This window comes from uncultured Plantibacter sp. (assembly GCF_963518075.1).
GTDB classification, from domain to species: Bacteria; Actinomycetota; Actinomycetes; order Actinomycetales; family Microbacteriaceae; genus Plantibacter; species Plantibacter flavus_A.
In genome coordinates, this window is the sequence record NZ_CAUQHZ010000004.1 from 13,446 (window position 1) to 37,125 (window position 23,680).

At 69.8% G+C, this 23,680-nt stretch carries 24 protein-coding genes; 13 read left to right on the forward strand and 11 right to left on the reverse strand.

Translation table 11 applies throughout. From position 1 onward, the window contains the following. Positions 1 to 7: 7 nt before the first annotated feature. The 3 genes from RWN05_RS06815 to RWN05_RS06825 form a co-directional block, all read right to left on the reverse strand. On the reverse strand, positions 8 to 1,516 hold the full coding sequence (locus tag RWN05_RS06815; RefSeq protein ID WP_314139033.1) for a hypothetical protein: 1,509 nt from the start codon (positions 1,514 to 1,516) through the stop codon (positions 8 to 10). 95 nt (positions 1,517 to 1,611) lie between these two features. Next, the gene (locus RWN05_RS06820; protein ID WP_314139034.1) at positions 1,612 to 2,025 is read right to left on the reverse strand and encodes an MmcQ/YjbR family DNA-binding protein; all 414 of its coding nucleotides are present in this window, start codon (positions 2,023 to 2,025) and stop codon (positions 1,612 to 1,614) included. Positions 2,026 to 2,064: 39 nt separating this feature from the next. Then, positions 2,065 to 2,478 (reverse strand): helix-turn-helix domain-containing protein, encoded by a 414-nt coding sequence (locus RWN05_RS06825; protein WP_079003457.1) that lies wholly within the window; start codon positions 2,476 to 2,478, stop codon positions 2,065 to 2,067. Between the two features lie 79 nt (positions 2,479 to 2,557). Here RWN05_RS06825 and RWN05_RS06830 point away from each other — a divergent pair, with 79 nt between their 5' ends. Continuing rightward, positions 2,558 to 3,355: an NAD(P)H-binding protein gene (locus RWN05_RS06830; protein ID WP_314139035.1), complete on the forward strand. Its 798-nt coding sequence runs from the start codon at positions 2,558 to 2,560 to the stop codon at positions 3,353 to 3,355. Positions 3,356 to 3,413: 58 nt separating this feature from the next. Here RWN05_RS06830 and RWN05_RS06835 read toward each other — a convergent pair whose 3' ends face one another. After that, positions 3,414 to 4,451 (reverse strand): DUF418 domain-containing protein, encoded by a 1,038-nt coding sequence (locus RWN05_RS06835; protein WP_314139036.1) that lies wholly within the window; start codon positions 4,449 to 4,451, stop codon positions 3,414 to 3,416. Positions 4,452 to 4,531: 80 nt separating this feature from the next. Continuing rightward, entirely contained in the window at positions 4,532 to 4,774 is a 243-nt protein-coding gene (locus RWN05_RS06840; RefSeq protein WP_064296841.1) for a hypothetical protein, read from the reverse strand. A gap of 38 nt (positions 4,775 to 4,812) precedes the next feature. On the opposite strand from RWN05_RS06840, the gene RWN05_RS06845 reads away from it, so the two are divergent. Beyond that, the gene (locus RWN05_RS06845) at positions 4,813 to 5,304 is read left to right on the forward strand and encodes a MarR family winged helix-turn-helix transcriptional regulator (RefSeq protein WP_071260555.1); all 492 of its coding nucleotides are present in this window, start codon (positions 4,813 to 4,815) and stop codon (positions 5,302 to 5,304) included. Between the two features lie 27 nt (positions 5,305 to 5,331). Here the strand turns inward: RWN05_RS06845 and RWN05_RS06850 are convergent, their stop codons facing one another. Then, a complete protein-coding gene (locus RWN05_RS06850) occupies positions 5,332 to 6,714 on the reverse strand; it encodes an MFS transporter (protein WP_314139039.1) in 1,383 nt (460 codons plus the stop codon). Between the two features lie 142 nt (positions 6,715 to 6,856). Between RWN05_RS06850 and RWN05_RS06855 the strand changes: the two genes are divergently transcribed. From RWN05_RS06855 to RWN05_RS06885, 7 genes are all read left to right on the forward strand, one after another. Further along, positions 6,857 to 8,128 (forward strand): hypothetical protein, encoded by a 1,272-nt coding sequence (locus tag RWN05_RS06855; protein WP_314139040.1) that lies wholly within the window; start codon positions 6,857 to 6,859, stop codon positions 8,126 to 8,128. 121 nt (positions 8,129 to 8,249) lie between these two features. Next, positions 8,250 to 8,477, forward strand: coding sequence for a hypothetical protein (locus RWN05_RS06860; RefSeq protein ID WP_064296845.1), 228 nt, complete (start codon positions 8,250 to 8,252; stop codon positions 8,475 to 8,477). Positions 8,478 to 8,697: 220 nt separating this feature from the next. After that, a complete protein-coding gene (locus RWN05_RS06865) occupies positions 8,698 to 9,678 on the forward strand; it encodes a MetQ/NlpA family ABC transporter substrate-binding protein (RefSeq protein WP_079003463.1) in 981 nt (326 codons plus the stop codon). Positions 9,679 to 9,778: 100 nt separating this feature from the next. Beyond that, positions 9,779 to 10,945 carry an ATP-binding cassette domain-containing protein gene (locus RWN05_RS06870; protein WP_314139041.1) on the forward strand — a complete coding sequence of 389 codons (1,167 nt, stop codon included), beginning with the start codon at positions 9,779 to 9,781 and terminating at the stop codon, positions 10,943 to 10,945. Then, positions 10,938 to 11,603 carry a methionine ABC transporter permease gene (locus tag RWN05_RS06875; protein ID WP_079003465.1) on the forward strand — a complete coding sequence of 222 codons (666 nt, stop codon included), beginning with the start codon at positions 10,938 to 10,940 and terminating at the stop codon, positions 11,601 to 11,603. The genes RWN05_RS06870 and RWN05_RS06875 overlap by 8 nt, the downstream gene beginning before the upstream one ends. Beyond that, positions 11,600 to 12,781, forward strand: coding sequence for a hypothetical protein (locus tag RWN05_RS06880; protein ID WP_314139043.1), 1,182 nt, complete (start codon positions 11,600 to 11,602; stop codon positions 12,779 to 12,781). The genes RWN05_RS06875 and RWN05_RS06880 overlap by 4 nt, the downstream gene beginning before the upstream one ends. Further along, positions 12,778 to 13,977: an acyl-CoA dehydrogenase family protein gene (locus tag RWN05_RS06885; protein WP_314139044.1), complete on the forward strand. Its 1,200-nt coding sequence runs from the start codon at positions 12,778 to 12,780 to the stop codon at positions 13,975 to 13,977. Before RWN05_RS06880 ends, RWN05_RS06885 begins: the two co-directional genes overlap by 4 nt. A 72-nt stretch (positions 13,978 to 14,049) precedes the next feature. Here RWN05_RS06885 and RWN05_RS06890 read toward each other — a convergent pair whose 3' ends face one another. From RWN05_RS06890 to RWN05_RS06910, 5 genes are all read right to left on the reverse strand, one after another. Next, positions 14,050 to 14,979, reverse strand: coding sequence for a carbohydrate ABC transporter permease (locus RWN05_RS06890; RefSeq protein ID WP_079003468.1), 930 nt, complete (start codon positions 14,977 to 14,979; stop codon positions 14,050 to 14,052). Further along, entirely contained in the window at positions 14,972 to 15,916 is a 945-nt protein-coding gene (locus tag RWN05_RS06895; RefSeq protein WP_314139045.1) for a sugar ABC transporter permease, read from the reverse strand. Before RWN05_RS06895 ends, RWN05_RS06890 begins: the two co-directional genes overlap by 8 nt. Continuing rightward, complete coding sequence (locus RWN05_RS06900) at positions 15,913 to 17,247, reverse strand: sugar ABC transporter substrate-binding protein (protein WP_254628459.1); 1,335 nt, start codon at positions 17,245 to 17,247, stop codon at positions 15,913 to 15,915. The genes RWN05_RS06895 and RWN05_RS06900 overlap by 4 nt, the downstream gene beginning before the upstream one ends. 23 nt (positions 17,248 to 17,270) lie before the next feature. Continuing rightward, positions 17,271 to 18,503 carry a Gfo/Idh/MocA family oxidoreductase gene (locus RWN05_RS06905; RefSeq protein WP_314139046.1) on the reverse strand — a complete coding sequence of 411 codons (1,233 nt, stop codon included), beginning with the start codon at positions 18,501 to 18,503 and terminating at the stop codon, positions 17,271 to 17,273. 299 nt (positions 18,504 to 18,802) lie between these two features. Further along, the gene (locus RWN05_RS06910) at positions 18,803 to 19,591 is read right to left on the reverse strand and encodes a DeoR/GlpR family DNA-binding transcription regulator (protein ID WP_079003471.1); all 789 of its coding nucleotides are present in this window, start codon (positions 19,589 to 19,591) and stop codon (positions 18,803 to 18,805) included. A gap of 175 nt (positions 19,592 to 19,766) precedes the next feature. Here RWN05_RS06910 and RWN05_RS06915 point away from each other — a divergent pair, with 175 nt between their 5' ends. From RWN05_RS06915 to RWN05_RS06930, 4 genes are read left to right on the forward strand one after another with little or no spacing between them, the layout of a single operon-like run. Next, positions 19,767 to 20,651, forward strand: coding sequence for an SIS domain-containing protein (locus RWN05_RS06915; RefSeq protein ID WP_071260570.1), 885 nt, complete (start codon positions 19,767 to 19,769; stop codon positions 20,649 to 20,651). Next, on the forward strand, positions 20,648 to 21,526 hold the full coding sequence (locus RWN05_RS06920) for an ROK family protein (protein WP_314139048.1): 879 nt from the start codon (positions 20,648 to 20,650) through the stop codon (positions 21,524 to 21,526). Before RWN05_RS06915 ends, RWN05_RS06920 begins: the two co-directional genes overlap by 4 nt. Beyond that, on the forward strand, positions 21,523 to 22,473 hold the full coding sequence (locus RWN05_RS06925) for a hexose kinase (RefSeq protein ID WP_314139049.1): 951 nt from the start codon (positions 21,523 to 21,525) through the stop codon (positions 22,471 to 22,473). The genes RWN05_RS06920 and RWN05_RS06925 overlap by 4 nt, the downstream gene beginning before the upstream one ends. After that, complete coding sequence (locus tag RWN05_RS06930) at positions 22,470 to 23,309, forward strand: class II fructose-bisphosphate aldolase (RefSeq protein ID WP_314139050.1); 840 nt, start codon at positions 22,470 to 22,472, stop codon at positions 23,307 to 23,309. Before RWN05_RS06925 ends, RWN05_RS06930 begins: the two co-directional genes overlap by 4 nt. Positions 23,310 to 23,680: the final 371 nt, after the last annotated feature.

The window sequence follows — 23,680 nt, forward strand, 5'->3', positions numbered from 1 at the left end:
CAGCGGCTCAGCCGAAGGTGCCCTCGACGTCCTGGTCGGTACCGGAGGTGTTGATCGAGTAGTCGACCGGATATCCGGAGGGACTCGTCCCGGCGAGCGCCGGGTCCTGCAGGATGGCGACGATCGCGGCGCCCTGCTCAGGCGTCACGTCGGTGATCCAGAGCTTCGGTTGCGTCGTCACCTCGATCTCGACGCCGGGGGTGGCCTCGACCACGGCGAGGATGGCGTCGACCATCGGCACGCTCAGCTCGCTCGGGTCGTCCGCCATGGAGAAGCGTTCCGGTACGCGGTAGTGCGCGCCGTCCGGGTAGATCGCCCGGAGTTCCCTGACCGCAGCGGGAAGGGTGTCCATGGAGAAGACGGTGATGAGCGGTGCCCCCTCCGTGACGGCGATCGACACCTGCAGCCGCTCCGTCAGCATCAGCCGCTGCAGTTCGTCGGCGAGCTCGTCGATGCTCTGATCGCTCGGCACGAGCTGTACTCGCCACGGACCGCGCGGCGGATCCTGTTGCTGGGCCAGCGAGGTCGGGTCGGCCTCCCGCTGGATCACGACGATCGCGATCCCCTCAAGCTCCTCGCCGGCCCGCTTCGCCGCGTCTGCCGCGCCGAGCACCTGCCCGACGCCGGCGTCGAGCGACATCGTCACCGTCGCACCGTGACCGACGACCTCGATGTCGGCGATCCCGTCGATGTCGGCGAGCGCCCGCGTGAAGCCGTCTACGGCTTCGGAGCGCTGCGCCGCGGCCACCTCCTGCGCGGGCGGCGGGCGGAACGCGCCGGTCGACGCCACGATCACGGCGACGACGACGAGTCCGGCGAGCCCAGCGGTCACGACCCGCACCCGCCGGCGGCCGATGGCGAACGTGAGGAGCATGATGACCGCGGCGACCATCAGCACGGGGATGCCGTAGGCGATGAGCCCGAAGAGGAGGAAGGCGAGCGCCGATCCCAGGTTGGCACCCAGCCACGTCCACGGCGAGATCCCGAAGATCACGAGGACGCCGAAGCCGATCCCGGCGCCCACGACCGCCGTCAGGCCACCCAGGTAGGCGAGCCCGCGAGAGGGCGTCACACGACGGATGACCTCCATCACGGGTTGGACGATCACGAGCATGACGCCGACGGCGACGAGGATCCACCCGCCGAGCGAGCCGAGCATCTGGTACCAGAGCTCCGCTTCCGACGGTCCGCCGAGCACGATCGGTGCGTCCGGGCGGTACGACCCGGTGGGCGGTTCGGGACGCAGACCCTGGCCGATGAGGTTGAACAGGGTAGTGATGACGCCCCCGACGCCGACGATCAGGACGACCGAGACGGCGAGGTCGAGGGAGCGGGTGAGGTACGCGATCAGGAATGCGACGCGCGGCGATCGGCCGGCGGGGTACTGCGGGTCCGTTGACGCGTCGTCGGGCTCGGACGAGGTCGCCACGGTCGAGGTCGCGACGACGGGTCCGACGTCGCTCACCTCGGCGTCATCGCGCTCCGACGATGCCCCGGCTGCGCCCCCGTCGCTCATGGCTCCCCACTTCCGATGCGTCTCGATGACGCTCCCCCGGTCGCCAGTCTCGCACGGCCCTTCCGAGATGCTGCCGCGGCCGGGTCGGCCCCCGGTCAGCGTGCATCGAGCGCCCGGAGCTGTCGCTGGAGGGCGACCTGCCGGTACGAGGTGTCGATGAGTTCGGCGATCAGCGCCCAGTCGACGTCGTCGAGCGTGCGGCTGTCGTCGCCGTCGAGACCGGCGTCGAGACCGGCGTCGAACGCGAGCTTGCCCGACGGGCCGTCGTACTTCGGCGACCAGAACCGCTCGTCCTCGAGCCAGGCGCCGCGCTCCTCCTCGGCCGGCGTGAACGTGATGCTGTGCGGGATGCGCATCTCCGACCCGACGGTCACGAACACACGCTTGCCCGCCTTGAACCGTGGGCGTCCGTGGCCGAACGTCTCGACGGACTCCGGGTAGGCGAGGCAGATCCGCCTGACGCGTTCGACGAACGGATCGTCGGGTTCGTGCACGATCGGATGCTCCATGCGCCGACGCTACTCCGCACGGGCGTCACGCGACAGTGCTCACCGGATGCGGTGCCCCGGGTGGGCGGCGTCGTACGCCGAACGCGACGCCGCGATCGCCGGCCGTTGCTCGAGCGACCAGTCGGCGAGCGTCTTGATCAGGTGGGAGAGCCCCGCACCGGACGGGGTGAGGGCATAGGACACCTGCGCGGGCACCGTCGGGTACACGGTCCGGTCGACGAGGCCGTCGCGTTCGAGGCGGCGGAGGGTCAGCGTCAGCATGCGCTGGGAGATCCCGTCGATCGCCCGCTGGAGCTCGCGGAACCGGCGGTCACCCGACACGAGCTCGACGACGACGAGGACCGACCAGGTGTCTCCGATGCGGTCGAGGACGTCCCGGATGCCGCAGTCCGGGTGGTCCTCCGTGCCGCAGGGTTCGAGGTCGGCGGTTACCGCGGTGTGCGTGAGTGACATGGAAGTGCCTTCTTGTGGGGCCGGAACAGGGGACGCAGACTCGTCCGAGTCATCAATCCGAACACCGAAAGGCCCTGAAATGATCCTCGTCACCGGAACCACCGGCCAACTCGGCGGCGCGATCGTCGATGCGCTCACCACCCGTGGGGCTGCACCGCTCGCGAGCAACCGCAGCGGACAGGGCGGCGCACGACGGATCGACTTCGACGACCCCGACACCGTCTCCTTCGTCGGGGTCGACACGCTCGTCCTCGTATCGGCGGGCGAAGCCGAGGACGACGTCGTGATCGCCCGACACGAGACGGCGATCACCGCGGCCGAGCGGGACGGGGTGCAGCACGTCGTGTACACGAGCCTCACCTCGGCCGGAGACCACCTCGCGTTCGCGCTCGCGCACCGGTGGACCGAGCGTCGGCTGCAGCGCAGCAGCCTGTCCTGGACGATCCTGCGGAACGGCCTGTACGCCGAACTGTTCGGGTCGCTCCTGTCCTGGTCGGGCGACTCGCTCGGCTCGGCGTTCGGCGACGGGGCGCTCGCCGCCGTCGCACGAGCCGACCTCGCTGAAGCCGCGGCCGTCGTCGCGATGTCCCCGTCGGACCACGTCGGTCGCGGCTACGACCTCGTGGGCGAACCGATCACGGCCGCGCAGGTGGCCGACCGACTGGCCGTCCCACACCGCACCGTCTCCCTCGCCGAGCAGCGGACGGCGCTGGCTGAGGCCGCACTCAAGCCGTTCCAGCCCGCCATGCTGATGTCGATCTTCACCGGCGTCCGGCACGGATTCCTCGACGGCGCGGGCGACGACCTCCGAACCCTGCTCGGACGCGAACCGGCGGACACGGTCGCGGTCGCCGCCGCCTCCCTTCCGCCCCGCTGAGTCGCCCGGAACTGCTCGAATCCGAGCCGAAACCGCGCAGTTCCGGGCGACTCAGCGCTCAGGCGGCTGGCAGCGCAGCACCCCGTAGCGGGACGGCGCGACGCCAGGTGGCCATCCGCCAGACCCACTCGACCGGCCCGTAGCGGTAGTGCCGTAGCCAGAGGCGACTGAGCACCGACTGCACCGCGATGAGCACGAGTGCTCCGACGCTCACCGCGGCCAGGTCGTCGATCTCCCGGAAGGGGACGAGCAGCCCGACGACGACGAACACGGCGCTCGCGGCGAGGTAGTTGGTGAGCGCCATGCGGCCGAGGGGTTCGAAGACGGCTGCGAGGACTCGACGCACCGGTGTCTGCCAGAGCAACGCGAATCCGGTGACGTACACGACGGACAGGATCCCGCCCGCGATCCCACCGGCGTTCGTGAACCGTGGGTCGCCGGGCTCGGTGGTCTGCCACACGATGGCCGGGACGGCGAGGGCCGTCGCCACGAGGAAGGTGATCCACACGGGCCGTCCGCCGGCGTCGAGCACCTTCGGCAAGCCGTACGCCGCCGCCCCCGCACCGGCGAGGAACAGTCCGGGCAGGGTGGTGAGGCCACCACCGGTGACCGCATACGCGGCGACGGTGAGCACGACGCCGGACCAGAGCAACGCCCAGCGCGGCAACCACAGCATGAGGGGGAGCATGAGGATCCCGCAGATCGCGTACTCGCGGAGGATCTCCCCCGGGTAGAGGAACCCGTGCGCGATCCCGATGAGGAGGAGTGTTCCGAGACGCAGCAGCATCGGGACGAGCGCGCCGGTGCCGCGGTGGCGGGCGGACTGGATCACGAGCATCGCGCTCAGCCCGAAGAGGAAGGCGAAGATGGGGACGAACCGCGTCTGCACCGCGAACTCGAGCACGGTGTCCATGAGCGTCGACTGTCGTCGGTCGAACGGGATGTCGCTGCCGAGCCGGGTGATGTCGGGGACGTTGACGAAGAGGATCCCGACGAGAGCGAACCCACGGAGGGCGTCGATGAGGTGCCACCGACGCGATGAGGTGTCGTCGGTGGACGGGATCGGCGGCGCGGAGGAGATGTTGACCTGAGACATATATCACCAGTTCAGCAGCCGTGGTGGGGCACCGCATGCACCCACGGGATGACGTCCTGCCACCCGGGATGGAGATCGCCTCAGGCGGCCGGGGCCTTCGGGCAGTGCAGCTGCGTGCGCGGGCCGGTCGTGCGGTCCACGATGTGCTCCGACATGGCATGGCCGCAGATCGGGCACCCCGACTGTGCGGCCGGCGGCAACGGCTCCTCGTTGTAGGGACCGAGGGGCGGCGGTCCGAGCACCTTCCACATGCGGCCGTTCACCCAGCCGTACAGACCACCGGCCTCGCGCACGGACTCCCGGAAGGATCGTTTCTCGCTCATATTGATGAGTGTACTAATCATTTGGGTACGATGGGACCGTGACCGCCAACGAATCCACCACCGTCGCCACGGCCGACGATCTGCTCCAGCTCGAGAACCAGGTCTGCTTCGCGCTCGCCGTCGCGTCGCGCAGCGTCATCTCGCTCTACCGACCGATCCTCGAACCGCTCGGTCTCACCCATCCGCAGTACCTCGTGATGCTCGCGCTCTGGCAGCACAGCCCGCGCTCGGTCAAGGACCTCGGCGGGGCACTGCAGCTCGAGCCGGCGACGTTGTCCCCGCTCCTCAAGCGCCTCGAGACCGCAGGGCTCGTCCGACGCGACCGCAGCCGACTCGACGAGCGCGTCCTCGACGTCTCGCTCACCACTGCCGGCCGCGAGCTCCGCACCCAGGCGGAGGCCATCCCACACCGGGTCATGAACGAGCTCCGCATGGACGCCGAGCACCTCACCCAGCTCCGCGAGATGCTCCACGCGGTGATCGGGGCGGCCACCACCGCGCCCGCCGTCACGGGTGCCGACCCGCTGTGATCGAGATCCCGGCGCCCGGCGAGGTCGTCAGGCCTGCGACGAGATCGTCGTCTCCGGTGCGGTCGCGGTTCGCGGGTTCCGGATGCCGACGAACGACACCACGCCACCGACGAACATGAACACGGCGGTCGCCAGGACCACCCGCGGGAACCCGTCGACGCCGAGCGCGCCACCGGCGATGATGCCGACCAGCGCGATCGACACGAGGCCCGCCACGCGCGACACCGCGTTGTTGACGGCCGATCCGATGCCCGCATGGGCCGGGTCGATCGACCCGAGGATGCCCGCGGTGAGCGGCGCGACCGTGATCGCGAGGCCGAGACCGACGAGCAGGATGCCCGGGAACAGCTGCACCCAGTAGTTCAGATCCTGCTGCGCACCCATCATCAGGAGGAAGCCGACGCCGGCGATGATCGGTCCGACCGTCATGAACAGCCGCGGTCCGTGCTTGCCGGCCAGCTTGCCGAACCACGATGACAACGCGAGCATGACGAGTGTCGGCGGCAGCGTCGCGATGCCCGCCAGCGTGGCGCTGAAGCCCGCCGTCTGCTGGATGAAGACCGCGATGGCGAAGAAGCCGAGCGAGAGGGCACCGTAGATGAAGACGGTCGCGATGTTGCCGTAGCCGAAGTTCCGCACGCGGAAGAGCGATAGCGGCAGCATCGGGTCGGGGTGGCGGCGCTCCCACCAGAGGAATGCGACGAACGACACGACCCCGCCGATGAGCGGCACGAGCAGCATCGGGCTCGACCAGCTGTAGCGCTCCTGCTCGATGAGCGCGAAGACAGGGCCGCCGAGCCCGACGGCGCCGAGCACCGCGCCGACCACGTCGATGCGGGGACGGTGCTCCGGCTCGGGTACGCGATCGGTGCGCATCATGAGCCACAGGGTCACGAGGATCGGGACGATGTTGATGGCGAAGATGAGGCGCCAGGACAGCGTGTCGACGAGCACGCCGCCGAGCAGCGGGCCGGTGATGCCCGCGGCTCCCGTCCACGCCGTCCAGGTGCCGATCGCCTTGCCCTGCGCGACGCCGCTGAAGGTCGAGATGATGATGGCGAGCGAGCTCGGGACGAGCAACGCGGCGGCACCACCCTGCAGCAGCCGCGCGATGATGAGCACCTCGGCGGTCGGTGCGACCGCGCACAGGATCGAGGTGACGCCGAAGCCGATGAGCCCGATGCGGAGGATGCGGATGCGCCCGAACGCGTCGGAGAGCGAGCCCGCGAGCAGGATGAGCGACCCGAGGGTGATCAGGTAGGCGTCGACCACCCACTGCTGCACGATGAGCCCACCGCCGAGTTCCTCGGTCATCGCAGGAAGCGCGACGTTCACGACCGAGCCGTCGAGGAACGCCACGAACGAGGAGAGGATCGCGATCGTGAGCACGAGGCGCTGCTGGCGGGTCATGGGTTCAGGGTAGCCCCGCGGACCGACGTGTCGAGCGCGATCCCGAGGAAGCTCGACAGGCGTCGGAACACCGTCGACGACCGACGCCCGACGCCACGTCCTTCCCAGCCGACGCCCGTTCCGCGTTCATAGACTGGAGCCCATGGACGACCTGTGGTGGCTCCCCTCGCTCATCGTGTTCGGCGGCGTCGGCATCATCGTGTGGTTGCTCGTCGCCCTGCTGCGTCGGCGCAATCCGAAGACCCCCGTCGCCTCCATCGACGACCTCCACCGCCGCGCTGGCATCGCCCTCGTCCGCACCGACGACGCCGTCCGCGAGGCCGAGGACGAGGTCGGATTCGCCGAAGCGGAGTTCGGACGTGAAGCCGCCCGCGGGTATGCCGCCGACGTCGCCTCGGCGCGCTCGGCGCTCGGGGAGGCGTTCCGGCTCCGCCAGTCGCTCGAGGACGAGATCGCCGACACGGAGGCGCAGCGTCGCGCCTGGAACGAGCGGATCATCAGCGTCTGCGAGGACGTCGAACGCACCCTGAGCGCCCGACTGCGCGGCTTCGACGAGCGCCGTGGAGCGGAGCGTTCGGCCCCCGACCTCCTCGACCAGCTCGAGCGACGCATCGACCGCGCGCGCGAACGACTCACCACCACCGGCCTCGCGATCGCCTCCGCGGCCGAGCGCTATGCGGCGAGCGCCGTCGAGGATGCCCGGGTACTTCGCCGGACCGCGCAGGACACGGTCGACCAGGCGACCGACGATGCGACGACGACGAAGGATCGGATCGACACCGGCCGACCGGCCGCCGCGGCACTGCACGCCCTGGGGCGCGAGCTGCAGCAGGCGGAGGACCGGTTGGACGCCGTCGAGCGTTCGCTCGCGGGCATCGCCGCAGCGGAGACCGAACTCGCCGCAGCGGGGCGTGAGCTCCGCACGGTGATCGCCGAAGCGGAGGCGTTGGGTGCGACGGTGGAACGCGCGGAGACGGCCGCCGTCATCGCGACCGCCGTCGAGCGGGCGAACCGCGCACTTCTGGAGGCGGAGTCGACCACGTCCCCGGACGGCGACCGCGTCCTGCCCGATCCGATGCGACGTCTCGAGGTGGTTCGCGCAGCCGACATCGACCTCGACGCAGCTCTCGCGACCGCCCGCAGCACGCAGCAACGTCTCGACAACGCACGCGAGGCGATGCGCGGGGCGTTGTTCACCGCGGACAGCAACATCCGCGTCGCCGTCGACGTGATCTCCGCGCACCGAGGCAGGGTCGGTGCCGACGCGAGGACCCGCCTCGCCGAGGCACAGCGGCAGCTCGCACTCGCGGAGGCGGCAGCGGTCGACGATCCGGTCGAGGCGCTCGACGCCGCCCGTCGGGCTTCTCGGATCGCCCAGGACGCGGACGCGCTGGCGCGATACGACGTCGGGTGACCCTCGCGACGTGCCGAGCCTGGCCGTTCACGCCTCATTCATGTTCTAGAATATGAGTATCGCTGTCGTGAGGCGGGCCCACCGGATCGCGCAGTCTCCAATCGACCCCTGAGAGGATCCCGTGCCCAGCTCGTCCGCGCGCCAGCCGCTCTCCCCGTCCCCGATCTTCACGACGCTCACCCACGGGTTCGACGCGCGGGTGACGTCCTCTCCTCCCGAGCAGACCCGCCTGGCCGGAGCGACGACCGAGCACGGGTCGCCGCTCCCCTCACCCGACTGCCCGATCTTCGATCAGCTCGCCGGACGACGCCTCGCCCGCCGCCGCAGCAACTTCATCCACCCCGCCTGACCCCACCCTTCGACAAGCTCAGGGACCGCAAGAGGCGCGTCCAGGGACCGGAGGTGCGGAGCGCCGCAGTCTAGGGATGATCGCCCGTCCGTGCTGCGCGTTTACGTTTCATCTCGAACGGTGACGGTCCGCGGTAACGCAACGGGCGTCCCTCCGCGTGCCTGTGGAGACTGGCTCCGTGCACGCACCAGTGCACCCACAGACAGAGCCGAGGACCATCATGAGTGAGCACACGGGACCAGAACCGAGCGAATTGCGGGCGTCGATCGCCTCCGGCAAACGGAAGCGCCGGAACCTGCTGATCGGCGGTGTCGCGGTCGTCGCCGTCGCCGCGATCGCCGTCGTCGTCTCGGTCGTCGTCGGTGGCCAGAACGGGACCGCCGACGCGGCGACCGGTTCCGGCGCACCCGCCGAGCGTCTCAGCGTGAAGATCGCGGTGTCCGAGGACACGCAGTTCCAGGACGCCGTCAAGGAGGTCGCCGCCGAGAAGGGCCTCGACGTCGAGTGGGTGAACGTGAAGGACTGGGTCCTGCCCAACACCGAACTCGTCGCCGGCACCGTCGACGCGAACGCCTTCCAGCACATCCTCTACCTCTCGGCCTTCAACGCAGAGAACGACGCCGACCTGACGCCGGTGTTCTCGACCGTCATCACGCAGTGGGGGATCTTCTCGAAGACGCTCACCGACGTCGAGGACCTCGCCGACGGCGCGCGCATCGCGATCCCGGACGACCCGTCCAACGGCGGTCGTGCCCTGAACATCCTGGCTGCGGCCGGACTCATCGAGATCGCAGCGGACGCGGGGAACTTCCCGACGGTCGAGGACGTCACCGCGAACGACAAGAACCTCCAGTTCGTGCCGCTGCCGGCGACGAGCATCCCGCAGCAGTTCGACGACCCGTCGCTCGCAGCCGTCGTCGTCGGGACCTCCTACTTCGACCCGAGCCAGGGCATCACGAAGGACGACGCGCTCTTCCTCGACGACTCGCTCTCCGAGAAGAACCTGCCCTACGTCAACGTCATCGCCACCCGCGACGAGGACAAGGACAACCCGGCCTGGAAGATCCTCGAGGACACCTACGCCGACCCGCGCGTCGCCGAGGCGCTCGACGACGAGTTCGCCGGGAACTCGATCCTCGTGAAGGTTCCGGTGAAGGACCTCCGCGACAAGCTCGCCGAGCTCCAAGCCGAAGCCGAGTAGGACGACGGCGGCCGGTCATCGCCTCCCGCGATGACCGGCCGCCACCACGCAGTGGCCGTCCGGGGTCTCCCGGACGGCCCTCCCGCGAGAGGAGCAGGTGATGAACACAGCAATCGTCTTCGAGGACGTCAGCAAGACGTTCGAGGTGAAGGGCCGCGCCTTCGAGGCGCTGCGGAACGTCGACCTGACGGTCGAGCGGGGCGAGATCTTCGGCATCGTCGGGTACTCCGGCGCCGGGAAGTCGACGCTCCTGCGCACCGTCAACGCCCTCGAGCGGCCGACGAGCGGGCGGGTGGTCGTCGAGGGCCTCGAGATCTCCGCGCTCGCCGGGCAGGCGCTGTACGCCGCGCGTCAACGGATCGGCATGATCTTCCAGCAGTTCAACCTCCTGGAGTCTCGGACCGTCTACAAGAACATCGCCTACCCGCTCAAACTCGCGAAGGTGCCGGACGCCGAGATCCTCGACCGCGTCGAAGAACTGCTCGCGTTCGTCGGGCTGAGCGACAAGGCGCTCGCCTACCCGTCGCAGCTCTCCGGTGGGCAGAAGCAGCGGGTCGGCATCGCCCGCGCCCTCGCCACCCGCCCGGAGATCCTCATCTCCGACGAGGCCACCAGCGCCCTCGACCCGCAGACGACCGGCGAGGTCCTCGAACTCCTTCGGCGGGTGAACGAGGAGTACGGCGTCACGATCCTGCTCGTCACCCACGAGATCGACGTCATCCGCGAACTCGCCGATCGGGTCGCCGTCATGGAGGACGGCGAGGTGGTGGAGCAGGGCAGCGTGTACGAGGTGTTCTCGGCGCCACGCACCGCGACAGCGCGACGCTTCGTCTCGTCGGTGCTCCACCACATCCCCTCCGAGGAGGTGCTCGCGAAGATCCGAGCCGTGCACCACGGGCGCCTCGTCCAGCTGCACGTCGAGGACCGCGACACCAACCACCCGTTCCTCTCGCGGGTCGCCCGCGACAACGACATCGACTTCAACGTCGTGTTCGGCGGCGTCGACGAACTGCAGGGGCGACTGTTCGGCAGTCTCACGGTCGAGCTGCTCGGACCGGACGACCGCGTGGACGCCGCCATCGCGGGGCTCCGCGCCACGGCGACCGTCACCGCGATCGACCCTGCCCCGACCGCGCCGGTCCCTGAGCCTGCACCGGTCTCTGCGTCCACGCCGGTCCCTGAGTCCACGCCGGTCCCTGAGCCTGTCGAAGGGTATGAACCGCTCGCCGAGGACCCCGACACTCTGAAGGAGCACACCCATGCGTGACTTCGATCCCGACGCGTTCTTCCCGCGTCTCCTCAAGGCCATCGGGGAGACCGGCCTCATGGTGTCCGTCTCCTTCGCCGTCGCGACGGTCATCGGGATCCTGCTGGGCCTCCTGCTCTACGCGAGCCGGCCCGGCAACCTCCTGCAGAACCGCGTCGTGTTCGGCGTCCTGAACGTCATCATCAACGTCATCCGACCGGTACCGTTCCTCATCGTCGCGATCGCGCTCATCCCGCTCACGCGGCTTGTGTTCGGCACCGGCCTCGGACCGCTTCCGGCGACGATCCCGCTCATCCTCGTCGCGAGCGTCGCCATCGGGCGCGTCTCCGAGTCGAACCTCGTCGCCGTCTCACCGGGCGCCATCGAGGCCGGCGCAGCCATGGGTGCGAGCCCCGTGCGGGTGCTGTTCACGATCGTCGTGCCCGAAGCGCTCGGCCCGCTCATCCTCGGGCTGACGTACATCCTCGTCGCCCTCGTCGATGCGACGGCCGTGGCCGGGGTGCTCGGCGGCGGCGGCCTCGGTGACCTCGCCATGACCTACGGCTACCAACGGTTCGACTGGATCGTCGTCGGACTCGTGGTCGTCACGCTCGTCCTGCTCGTGCAGCTCGCCCAGTTGCTCGGCAACGTGCTGGCGAAGCGGGTGCTGCACCGATGAGCGCCGACGACTTCGACTCCTTCCTCTCCGCCATCCGCGGCGGCGCCATAGCACGCGAGACCGACCGGCGCCTCCTGTTCGACGAGGTCGCCGAACTGAAGCACCTGGGCTTCGCAGCAGCCAGGGTCCCCATCACATCCGGGGGTGGCGGACTCACCCTCGAGCAGCTCTTCGAGCGGCTCATCGACCTCTCGGCGGCCGACTCGAGCCTCGGGCACGTCTGGCGAGGGCACATCCTGTTCGTCGAGGCGCTGCTCGCCTCCCCCGACCACACCTATCGGGAGCACTGGTTCGCCCGGCTGAACGCCGGCGACCTCGTCGGGAACGCGCAGTCGGAGCGGCACGCGACCGCCCACCTCGAGACCGTCCTCGACCGCGACGGCGAGTCGCTCACGGTGACCGGCACGAAGTACTACACGACCGGCAGCATCTACGCCGATTGGATCTACCTGTCCGCGCTCGACGGAACCGACCGCGTCGCGGTGACCGTGTCCGCGCACGATCCGGGAACCCGCTCGGTGGACGACTGGGACGGCTTCGGACAGCCGTTGACCGGGAGCGGGACGACCACCTTCGACCGCGTGCCGGTGGACGAGCGCGACCTCGTCGTCCACAGCGGCGACGCGGCGGCGTGGCACCGCACGGGCGCACTCCAACAGCTCATCCTGCTCGGTGTCGTCGCCGGCATCGCGCAACGCGCCCTCGAGGACACCGTCGACTACGTGCGCGCCAGGCGACGGACCGTCGGCCACGCGGGCGAGCACCTGCCACGCGAGGATCCGCTCGTGCAGTCGATCGTGGGCAAACTCAGCAGCGTCGTGCACACGGCCCGCGCGCTCGTCCTCTCGTCCGCTCGAACCCTGGACGGGCCGGCCACCGATCCCGACGCCGCCCGGTCCGCGCTGCTGGAGGTCTTCCGCGTCCAGCAGGTCGTCCTTCCGCTCGTCCTCGACGCGCTCAGCCGCCTGTTCGAGGTCGGGGGTGCCTCCGCTGTCGGCCGGTCGACCGCGCTGGATCGGCACTGGCGGAACGTCCGGACGATCGCCTCCCACAATCCCGCCGTCCAGCGTTCGGCGGCGCTCGGGCAGTTCGAACTCAACGGCACCCTGCCCGAGTGGCAGGCTCCGGGGGCGCGGCCCGAGACCGAGCCCGTTCCGGCGGATGGAGAGCGGGCATGAGCGAGACGGCGACGGTCGACCGCGACCTGGCGCAGCGCTTCGCGCCGCTCTTCGACGAGCTCGGGCGGGACGCCGTCGCACGGGAGCGAGAGCGCCGGCTGCCGTATGCCGAGGTGGAGGCGCTCCGAGCGGCGGGCTTCACCCGCGTGACGCTGCCGCGACGGTACGGCGGCGAGGACGCCACGCACGGGGAGCTGTTCGAGCTCCTCGCCGAGCTGGCCAGGCGCGACCCGAACCTCGCGCAGCTGTTCCGCTCCCACTTCTCCTACATCGACCGCACCCTGCACACGCCGTCGTCGGCGGACCGTGAGGCGCGTCTGGCCCGACTGGCCGACGGAGCCATCGTCGGCAACGCGAGCCACGAGCGGTCGGCCGCGAAGGTGGGCTCGCTCGCCACCCGGCTCACCGAGACGCCGGGCGGTCTCCGACTGAACGGGACCAAGTTCTACAGCACGGGGACGCTGTTCGCCGACCTCGTCGGGGTCGCCGCTGAGCAGGACGGCGAGTTCGTCTCGGTGCTCGTGGAGACGGACGCCGCGGGTGTCGATCGGATCGACGACTGGACCGGGTTCGGCCAGCGGCTGACGGGCAGCGGCACCACCGTCTTCACCGAGGTCCCCGTCGAACCGTCGACGGTGACCCGGCGCGAGCCGGAGCGCCCCTCGCATGGCGGCGCGTTCGTACAGCTGGTCCTGCTCGCGGCGGTGACGGGCATCGGCCGCGCGATCGTCGACGACGCCGGCGCGTTCGTCCGGACTCGGACCAGGACCTACAGTCACGGCGCGGCCGCGACCGCCCAAGCCGACCCGATCGTGCAGGAGGTCGTCGGCGAGCTGTCGGCGAAGTCGTTCGCCGCCGATGCCGCACTGGCCGCCGCGACGACTGCACTCGGTCGTTCGAGCGCGGCGATCCTCGGAGCCGACCCGGATCTCGTCCAGGAACGGATCGCCGACGTCGAACTCGCGACGGCGCGCGCGCAGCTGGTGATCCTGCCCGCCGTGCTCGACGCCGCGACCACCCTGTTCGACGTCGGCGGTGCGAGTGCCGTCGAGACGCACCGGGCGCTCGACCGGCACTGGCGCAACGCCCGCACGATCGCCTCGCACAACCCGTCCCGCTTCAAGGCGAGGGCGATCGGCGACCACGTCGTGAACGGGACACCGATCGCCTCCTGGTGGAGCACCGGCGAGGCCTGACGCCCCACCGGTCACGCCCTTCGACAGGCTCAGGAACCACCCTTCGACAAGCTCAGGGACCGGGGCGAAGTGCTACTTCAGCCCGGAGAACGCCAGCCCGTCGATCACCCGGCGCTGGAGGACGATGAACAGGATGAGCACGGGCGCCATCGCGAGGATCGACGCCGCCATCATCACCGGGTAGTCCGTCGTCTTGTCGCTCGAGAGCGTCGCGAGACCGGCGGCGAGCGGCATGGAGTTGGCGTACGTGGACACCACGAGCGGCCAGAGCAGTTCGTTCCACGACCACAGCACGGTCGTGATGGCGAGGACGCTGATGCTGGGCTTGGCGAGCGGCAGCATGATCTTCCAGAAGATCTGGAAGGGTCCGGCGCCGTCGATCCGCGCCGCCTCCTCGAGCTCCGTCGGCAGGTTCAGGAACGCCGTCCGCATGAGGAAGGTTCCGAACGCGCTGAACAGGCCGGGTGCGACGATGCCGAGCGTGGTGTTCAGCCATCCGAAGCCCTGCACGATCTGGTACTGCGAGATGAGGTACGCCTGCGACGGCACCATGAGGATCGACAGCGTCACGGCGAGCAGCACCGCGCGTCCGCGGAACCGCATCCGCGCGAACGCGTACCCCGCCATCGTGCAGAGGACGATCTGCGCGAGCGTCCTGATCACCGTGATGACGATCGACGTGCGCAGCTGGTCGAGGAACGGAAGGCGCTCGAACACCGCGGCGTAGTTCTGCCACTGCAGTTCGGCCGGCCAGAACGTGGGGACCACGCTCTGCACCTCCGCGTTCGTCGACAGCGACATGATGATCTGCCAGATGAACGGGAACGCCATGATGAGGCCACCGACGCCGAGCACGATATGGGCGACGACGTGCGACCCGCGCCGCTGGCCGGGCCGACCGACCTCGCGGCGTCGCGCGGACGCGGCGGACGGACGACCCGATCCCGGAACGGTGACGGCACGGGTGGTGAGCGGTGCTGTGGCGGTGAGTTGCTCAGTCATTGTTCACCCATCGTTTCTGGAGCCGGAACTGCAGGAGCGTGACGAGTCCGATGATCAGGAAGATCACGATCGCGATCGCCGCCGCGTAGCCCTTGTCGTTCTGGACGAAGCCCTGGTCGTAGAAGAAGTAGACGAGCGACATGCTCTTCGGGAGCACCGGGTTGGTGCTGCCGAGGATCGCGTACAGCAGGTCGAAGAGCTGGAAGCTCGAGATCACCGTGATGATCGTGACGAAGAAGATGCTCGGGGTGAGCAGCGGCACCGTGATCGAACGGAACTGCCGCCACCGGGTGGCGCCGTCGAGCTCGGCCGCCTCGTAGAGCTCCGGCGCGATGTTCTTGAGTCCGGACGCCAGGATGATCATCGAGAAGCCGAGCGACGACCAGAGACCGACGATCGCCACGGCGAACATCGCGGTGCCCGGCGTGCTGATCCAGTAGGGGCCGTCGACACCGACGAGCGACAGCGTGTAGTTGAGGATGCCGAAATCACCGTTGAAGATGATGCGCCAGACGATGGCCACGGCGGTCGGCATCGCGACGTACGGCAGGAAGAAGAGCACCCGGTAGAAGCTCGCGAACCGCAGGCCGGGGAGGTTCAACAGGCTCGCGAGGTAGACGGCGATCGGGATGCCGAGGAGCACCACCGCCGTGTAGATCAGCGTGTTGCCGAGGGAGGCGTAGAGCCGCGGGTCGGCGAACAACCGGACGTAGTTCTCGACGCCCGTGAACGTGGTTCCGCCGAAGACGCCCCACTCGGTGAACGAGTAGTAGGCGGTCTGGATCATCGGCCAGATGAAGAAGACGCCGATGCCGGTGAGGAGCGGGAGGACGAAGACCCACGGCCAGGCGCCGTCGCCGCGGGCGTCACCCCGCCGGGCCACGCTCCGCGAGGAGCGTGGCGCCGACGGGGTGCGCAGCACGGTCTGACCGGTCACTTCTTGGCCAGCGCGGCGTTCATCTGCTCGGCGAGATCCTTCGCCACGTCGGCGACCGGCTTGTCACCGCTGAACGCGTCGGGCAGGAGCTCGACCTCGAGGGCGTTCCAGGCGGCGGTGTTCTCCGACACCGGCAGCGGCTTGGCGTAGTCGAGCGCGTCGAGGAAGACCTGCAGGTTCATCGTCGGGTAGGAGTCGACGAACGACTGCTGCGTACCGGTGTAGGCGGGGATGACGGCGCCGAGGTCGCCCTGCTGCTGCTGGGCCTCCTCACTCGCCAGGAAGACCTGCAGGGCCTGTGCAGCCTGCTTGTTCTTGCTCGCCGACGCGACGACGTTGGAGACGCCGTGGATGACCGTCGCCTGCTCCTTGCCGGTCGGCAGCGGGAAGGCCTGGGCGGTGGCGGCGACGTCGGACTCACCGACGAGTGGACGCAGCCAGCTGCCTCCCCAGTACATGGCGAGCTTGCCGGAGGTGAACCACTGGTCGGCCGGCGTGTCCGTCAGCTGCTGGATGCTGGGCGAAGAGCCGTCCGCGATGAGGTCCGTCCAGAACTGGAGCCCTTCCTGGGCCTCGGGGCTGTCGTACTCGGACTCGGTCTGGTCGGCGTTGATGACCTCGCCACCGGCCTGCAGGATCGTGTTGTAGTAGGTGGTCTGGCCGTCCATGCCGCCGGCGGCACCATAGACGCCCTGGTCCTTCAGCTTCGTCGAGATCTCCTGCGCGGCGGTGTCGAAGTCGTCCCAGGTCCAGCCGTCGGCGGGCAGCGCGACGCCGGCCTGCTCGAAGAGCGCCGTGTTGACCCAGACACCGATCGTGTCGAAGTCCTTCGGCACGCCGTACTGGGTGTCGTCCAGCGAGTACAGCTCGTTCAGGGCCTCCGGGTAGTTCTTCGGGTCGATGTCGCCGGCCTTCACGGCCCCGGTGATGGGCTCGATCTTGCCGTTCGCCGCGTAGACCTGGAAGTTCGGCCCGTTCAACCAGAAGAGGTCGGGCAGGGTGTCGCTCGAGGCCTGCGTCTGGAGCTTCGACCAGTACGAGGCCCAGGGTGTGACGTTCACGTTGACCGTGATGTCGGGGTAGACCTTGTTGAAGGCCTCGATGTTGGCGTCGATCGCCTCGACCTGGGCCTGGTCCCAGACGCCGTAGGTGATCTCGGCCTTCAGGTCCTTCGGAGCGGCGGCGTACTCGCCACCGGTGGCGCCCCCGCCACCGGTGCTGCAGCCGGCGGTGAGCGCGGCGGCGGCGAGGAGGCCGATGCCGCTGAGGACGGCGCGGCGGCGGGCGCGACCGCCGGATGCGGTGTTGCGGTTCATGAACGGCGAAGGCATGACTGGGGTCCTTTCGAGGTGCGCTACCGGGCGGCGGCGTCGAGGGAGTGCGGTGCGGTGCGGGCGGTGAGGGAGGAGAAGTACTCGACGAGTGCGGGGTCGAGCGGCGGGACGTCGAGTGGGATCGAACCGTTGCGGAGGGAGTGTGCGGCGAGGGCACCGGCTGCGACGGCCTGTCGCGCGGCGACCGGCGACAGCGTGGTGGGGGTGCCCTCGGCGACGAAGGCGAGGAACTCGTTCATCGTGTCGAGGTCGGCGTCGGCATGGCCCTCCTCGACACCCGCGATCGGGTACTCCACGTCGCCCTCGGTGCTCCAGGTACGACGACGGTTCCAGACCTTGACGGTGCCACCGGCGGTGTCGCCGATGTTCTCGAGCCTGCCGTGCGTCCCGATGACGGTGTAGTTCCGCCAGTAGTCGGGGGTGAAGTGGCACTGCTCGTAGCTGGCGGTGATCCCGTGCTCGAGGGTCATGAGCATCATCGAGACGTCCTCGACGTCGACCACGGGGTTCAGACCGCGCTGCGCCTCGGGCGGCCAGTTGTCGTAGGAGAACCAGTCGGCCATGGTCTGGCCGCTGCGGTCCTCGTGGTCGTCGATGTCGCCGTAGACCGCGAGGTCGCCCATCGCGACGACGCGCTGCGTGTACGCGCCGGCGAGGAAGTGGACGACGTCGATGTCGTGGCTCGCCTTCTGCAGGAGCAGGGAGTTCACGCGCGAGCGGTCGGCGTGCCAGTCCTTGAAGTAGTAGTCGCCGCCGTTGCCGACGAAGTGGCGGACCCAGACGGACTTGACCGCGCCGATCTCGCCGCGCTCGATGACCTCGTGCATGAGCCGGACGACGGCGGCATGCCGGAAGTTGTGCCCGACGTAGAGCGGCGTCCGCGACTCGTAGGCGGCCTGGAGGACCGCGTCTGCGTCGTCGAGCGTGATCGCGAGCGGCTTCTCCAGATAGACCGCGATGCCGGCGCGCAGCAGGTCGACCGCGATCTCCTTGTGGGTCCAGTCGGGCGTCGTCACGATCGCCGCGTCGACACCGCCCCGCGCGATGAGCGCCTCGCGGGAGTCGAGGACCTCGATGTCGTCGCCGAACAGCTGCCGTGCCCGACCGCGACCGATCTCGGTCGTGTCGACCGCCGCGACGACCGAGGCGGACGTGGGGCTCGTGGCGACGTGTTCGGCGATGTAGGCCCGCTGGCCGGTGCCGATGACGGCGACCCGGAGGCCTTCGGGGGTGGTGGCTGGTGCAGTGCTCACTCGATCACATCCGCTTCCTTGCGTGAAGTTGATTCATATGATGCCAAAACGATCATGAAATGACAATAGGCGATCACGGCGCTGACGCAAGCGCGGGGTGGCTGATGTGGAGAGGTTTTACCGCGCCGAAACATGGGGAGCGCACTTCGACAGGCTCAGTGACCGGGAGGGGGCGGCTCAGTGGTCAGGAGCAGGGTGGCTCAGTGGTGGGGAGGGGCAGCTCAGCGAGCGGGAGGGTGCGGCACTTCGACAGGCTTAGTGGCCAGGAGGGGGCGATGCAGTGACCGGGAGCGGAGGACTCAGTCGGCGATGATGAGCTCGACGCCGGCCGCGGCCAGGGCGTCGGCGAACGCCGGATCCACCGGCTGGTCGGTGACGAGCACGTCGATGCGGTCGAGTGGGCAGATGCGGGCGAAGGTCGCCTTCGTCATCTTGGTGCTGTCGGCGACCACGATGACCCGCTTCGCGACCTTGACGAACTCCTGGCTCACCGAGGCCTCACCCTCGTGGAGGGTGGTGGCGCCGAACTGCGCGCTCAAGCCGTCGACGCCCAGGATCGCGACGTCGAGGGCGATCTCGGCGAGCGCCCCCGCGACGAGCGAGCCCACGAGTTCGTAGGACTGGCGTCGTGCGACGCCTCCCGTCACGACGATCTTCACGTGCGAGCGCACGGACAGTTCGAAGGCGATGTTGAGCGCGTTCGTCACGATCGTGACCGAGGCGTCGCCGTCCGAACGGACGAGGTGCTCGCTCCGCCCGATCACCCGCGCGACCTCGCTCGTGGTGGTGCCGCCGTTGAGTCCGACGGCGTCGCCGACGTTGATCAGGGCGGCCGTGGCCTTCGCGATGGCCATCTTGGCGTCCGCCTGGCGGGCGATCTTGTACTGCAGCGGAAGCTCGTAGCCGGTGCCGAGGGCGGCGGCACCGCCGTGGGTCCGCGTGACGAGTCGCTGCTCGGCGAGCGCCGTCAGGTCGCGACGGGCGGTGGCCGCGGAGATGCCGAGCGCTTCACCGATCTCCGCGATCGTCACATTGCCGCGTTCGCTCACGAGCTCGAGCAGGGCGTTGAGTCGCTGTTGCTGCGTCATCTGTCCTGCTTTTCCGGTCGGGTCGGGCGTACTGTGACCATCATATGGGCGCTCAGCCAGCGCCAGTCTGATTGATTCTGACGATTTGCACTGGTATCGATCAGATTCGATCCGGTATGGTTGCGGCAACGCATCGCCACGCTGCGATCGCGTCCCCTCACGTGAAAGGCACGTCATGCCCGAGACCTTCGTCGCCGCCGAACTGGCGTCGCAGCCCGAATCCTGGCGCACCGCCGCCGCCCTCGTGCCGGAGGCCGTCGCCGTGCTGCCGCAGCCGGGAGAGCGGGTCGCGGTGGTCGGGTGCGGCACCAGCTGGTTCATCGCGATGAGCTACGCCGTGTTGCGCGAGCAGGCGGGGCTCGGTGTCACGGACGCGTTCGCCGGCTCGGAGTTCCCCGGCGTCCGCGACTACGACCGCATCGTCGCCATCTCACGCTCCGGCACGACCACGGAGATCGTGCACCTGCTGGAAGCGGTGGGCGACTCGGTCACCACCGTCCTCATCACCGCGGTCGACGACTCCCCCGCGACCGTTCCGGCGGCACACGTGATCGCCCTCCCCTTCGCCGACGAGCGTTCGGTGGTCCAGACCCGCTTCGCCACGACGACGCTCGCGCTCCTCCGCGGCTCGCTCGGACACGACGTCGAGGCACTCGCCGCGGAAGCCGAGCGGGCGCTGCAGATCCCGATCGACGAGTACCTCGGCGCCGACCAGGTGTCCTTCATCGGACTCGGGCACGCTGTGGGCCTCACCTTCGAGGCCGCGCTCAAGACCCGGGAGGCGGCACAGTTCTGGGCGGAGTCCTACCCCGCCATGGACTACCGCCACGGCCCCATAGCGATCGCGCAGCCCGGCCGACTCGTGTGGTCCCTCGGACCGACGCCCGCCGGCCTGCCGGAGGACGTCGCGGCCACCGGAGCGACCTTCGTGCAGCACGACCTCGACCCCATCGCCGGGCTCGTCGTCGCGCAGCGCTTCGCGGTCGCGTTGGCTGAGGCCCGCGGCCTCGACGCCGACCACCCCCGTTCGCTCACGCGCTCCGTCATCCTGACGCCGTGACCGAGCGGGCGGTCCTCGGCATCGACGTCGGCGGGACCGGGATCAAAGCCGCACTGACGGATGCCGACGGCACGGTCCTCGGGCGCTGGCGCGAAGCGACGCCCTCGGGCGACACCTCAGGCGTCCTGACTCGCGACATCGTCCTCGGACTCGTCACCGCCGCGAGCCGCGTCACGGCCCCAGCGGCCGTCGGGGTGGTCGTGCCCGGCGTCGTCGACGAGGAGCACGGCGTCTGCATCCACGCCGTCAACCTCGGTTGGCGCGACCTCGCCTTCCCCGAGCTCCTCCGTCCCGCACTCGAGGTGCCGCTCGCCTTCGGGCAGGACGTCCGCGCCGGGGCGCTGGCGGAAGCGGTCTCAGGCGCTGCAGCCGACGTCACGGGCACGATCGCGTTCGTACCGGTCGGAACCGGCCTGGCCTCGGCGCTCGTGATCGACGGCGTCCCCTTCGCCGGCGGCGGCTGGGCCGGCGAGATCGGCCAGCGCGTGATCCAGGACGGCCCGCACCGCGGACTCCGGGTCGAGGAGCTCGCCTCAGCGGGCGGCATCGCACGTCGTGCGGGTGCCCGCGACGCGAAGACCGTCGCCGACGCGGTCGCCAGCGGTGACGCCGCCGCCAGCGCCATCTGGAACGACGCCGTCGATGCACTCGCCGAGGCCCTCGCCGGCATCACCGTCGTCGCAGCACCCACCGCCATCGTGATCGGCGGCGGGCTCGCCCTCGCCGGAGCCGCCCTCTTCGAGCCGCTCGAGCACGGACTCCGCGAGCGGCTCGACGTCGTCCGCGTCCCGCAGCTCCTGCCCGCTCGTCACGGCGACGAGGCGGCAACGGTCGGTGCGGGGATCCTCGCCCGCCGACTGGTGACGGCGCGATGACGACCACCCCCGCACCGCGTCGCGTCGTGGTCGTGACGCCGAACCCGGCCGTCGACATCACCTACACGGTCGCCGAGCAGCAGCTCGGGGTCACACAACGCGTCCAGTCCGTCGTGCGGCGTGCCGGTGGGAAGGGCGTGAACGTCGCTCGCGTCCTGGAGTCACTCGACGTCCCGACCCTGCAGGTGCTGCCGCTCGGCGGCGCCTCCGGCACCTGGCTCGGGGACGCCCTCGCGGCCGACGACCTCCCCGCACAGGTCGTGGAGCTCCGCGCCGAGACACGCTCGACGGTCGCGGTCGTCGACGGCATCCAGCATCCGACCCTCTACGCCGAGGCCGGACCGGCGGTGACGCCCGAGGAGTGGGCCGCCCTGACGACCGAGCTCAGGCGCTCACTGCAGGACGCGAGCGCACTCGTCATCTCGGGCTCGCTCCCGCCGGCCACGCCCGACAGCGTCGTCGAAGCCCTCGTCCGAACCGGGCACGACGCCGGCGTCCCCGTGATCGTCGACGTCAGCGGCACGGCGCTCCTCGCCGCGGCACGCGCCGGTGCGACGATCCTCAAACCCAACCTCGACGAGGCCCTCGAGGCGACGGGCGCGGCCGACCTCGCATCGGCTCGCGCGGCACTCCTCGCGCTCGGCGCCCGCGCGGTCGTCATCTCCCGCGGTGCCGACGGCCTCACCGCCGGCGACGCCGATGGCGCCCACGAGGTCCCGGCCGTCCCCGGCGTCAGAGGCAACCCGACCGGCGCCGGCGATGCCGCAACGGCCGGCCTGGTCGCAGCACTCCGCGCGGGAGCCACACTTCCCGAGGCACTCCGCACAGCGGCGGCTGCAGGTGCGGCGGCCGTGCTCGAACCGATCGCCGGCGCGATCGACCTCGCCGCCTTCCACCGATTCACCGACGCACCCGCCGCATCAGACCCCATTGGAGCAACCGAATGACCACCGCCCTCGACTTCACCGCGCTCCTCGCCAACGCCTCGGACTCGAACGCCGGCATCGCGGCGTGCAACGTCGTCCTCCTCGAGCACGCGGAGGCGATCGTCGCCGGCGCCGAGGAGGCCGGGCTGCCGGTCATCCTGCAGATCAGCGAGAACTGCGTGCGGTACCACGGGTCGCTCGCGCCCATCACGCTCGCCTCGCTGGCCATCGCCCGTGCAGCGACGGTCCCGGTCCTCGTCCACCTCGACCACGTGGAGTCGGCCGAGCTCGTGCACGAGGGCGTCGATCTCGGCGTCGACAGCGTGATGTTCGACGCCTCGACCCTGCCGTACGACGAGAACGTCCGCGCGACGAAGGAGATCGTGGACTTCTGCCACGCTCGCGGCGTGGCCGTCGAAGCGGAGCTCGGCGAGGTCGGCGGGAAGGACGGCGTCCACGCTCCGGGCGCGCGCACGGTGCCTGCAGAGGCCGTCGCGTTCGTCGCAGCGACCGGCGTCGACGCCCTGGCCGTCGCCGTCGGCACCTCGCACGCGATGACGAGCCGCGAGGCCGCCGTCGACCACGCGCTGATCGCGCAGCTCCACCGCGAGGTGCCCCTTCCGCTCGTGCTGCACGGCTCCTCCGGACTCCCCGACGACGAACTCCGCGCGGCGGTGCGTTCCGGGATGACGAAGATCAACCTCTCGACGCACCTCAACGGATTGTTCACCCGAGCGGTGCGCGACGTCCTCGACGAGCAACCGAAGCCCGTCGACCCCCGCACTTATGTCCGGGCCGGTCGCAGCGCGGTCGCGACCGAGACGGCGCGGATCCTGCGCCTCCTCGCCACCGACTGAGCACTCCCAGGAATCCCACAGCAACACGCAACGCTGAGCTGTTAATATATATTGCGTTGGAGTTCTTCCAGCGCCTCCACCGGTAACCGATCGTCCCCCGCGATCACCCTCCGGCCTCCCGAGCCCGATATCCCTTCGGGTGCGCGGGAGATACGGCCACCCCTCCCCTAGGTGCGGTGGCCCGAAGCTCTGCGACACCGCCGGTCGATGCTCGGGTCTGACCTCGGGCATCGACCCGCGCAAGCAGTGAAGCCCGTTCCTCCCAGGTCTTTCTCAGCTTAGTCGCGTACGTTCGTCCCTCGAGTGCCGATGTCACAACCGGCTTCCGTGTGCAGAGTCCACACCTCCACGGATACGCCGATGCTCCCGAC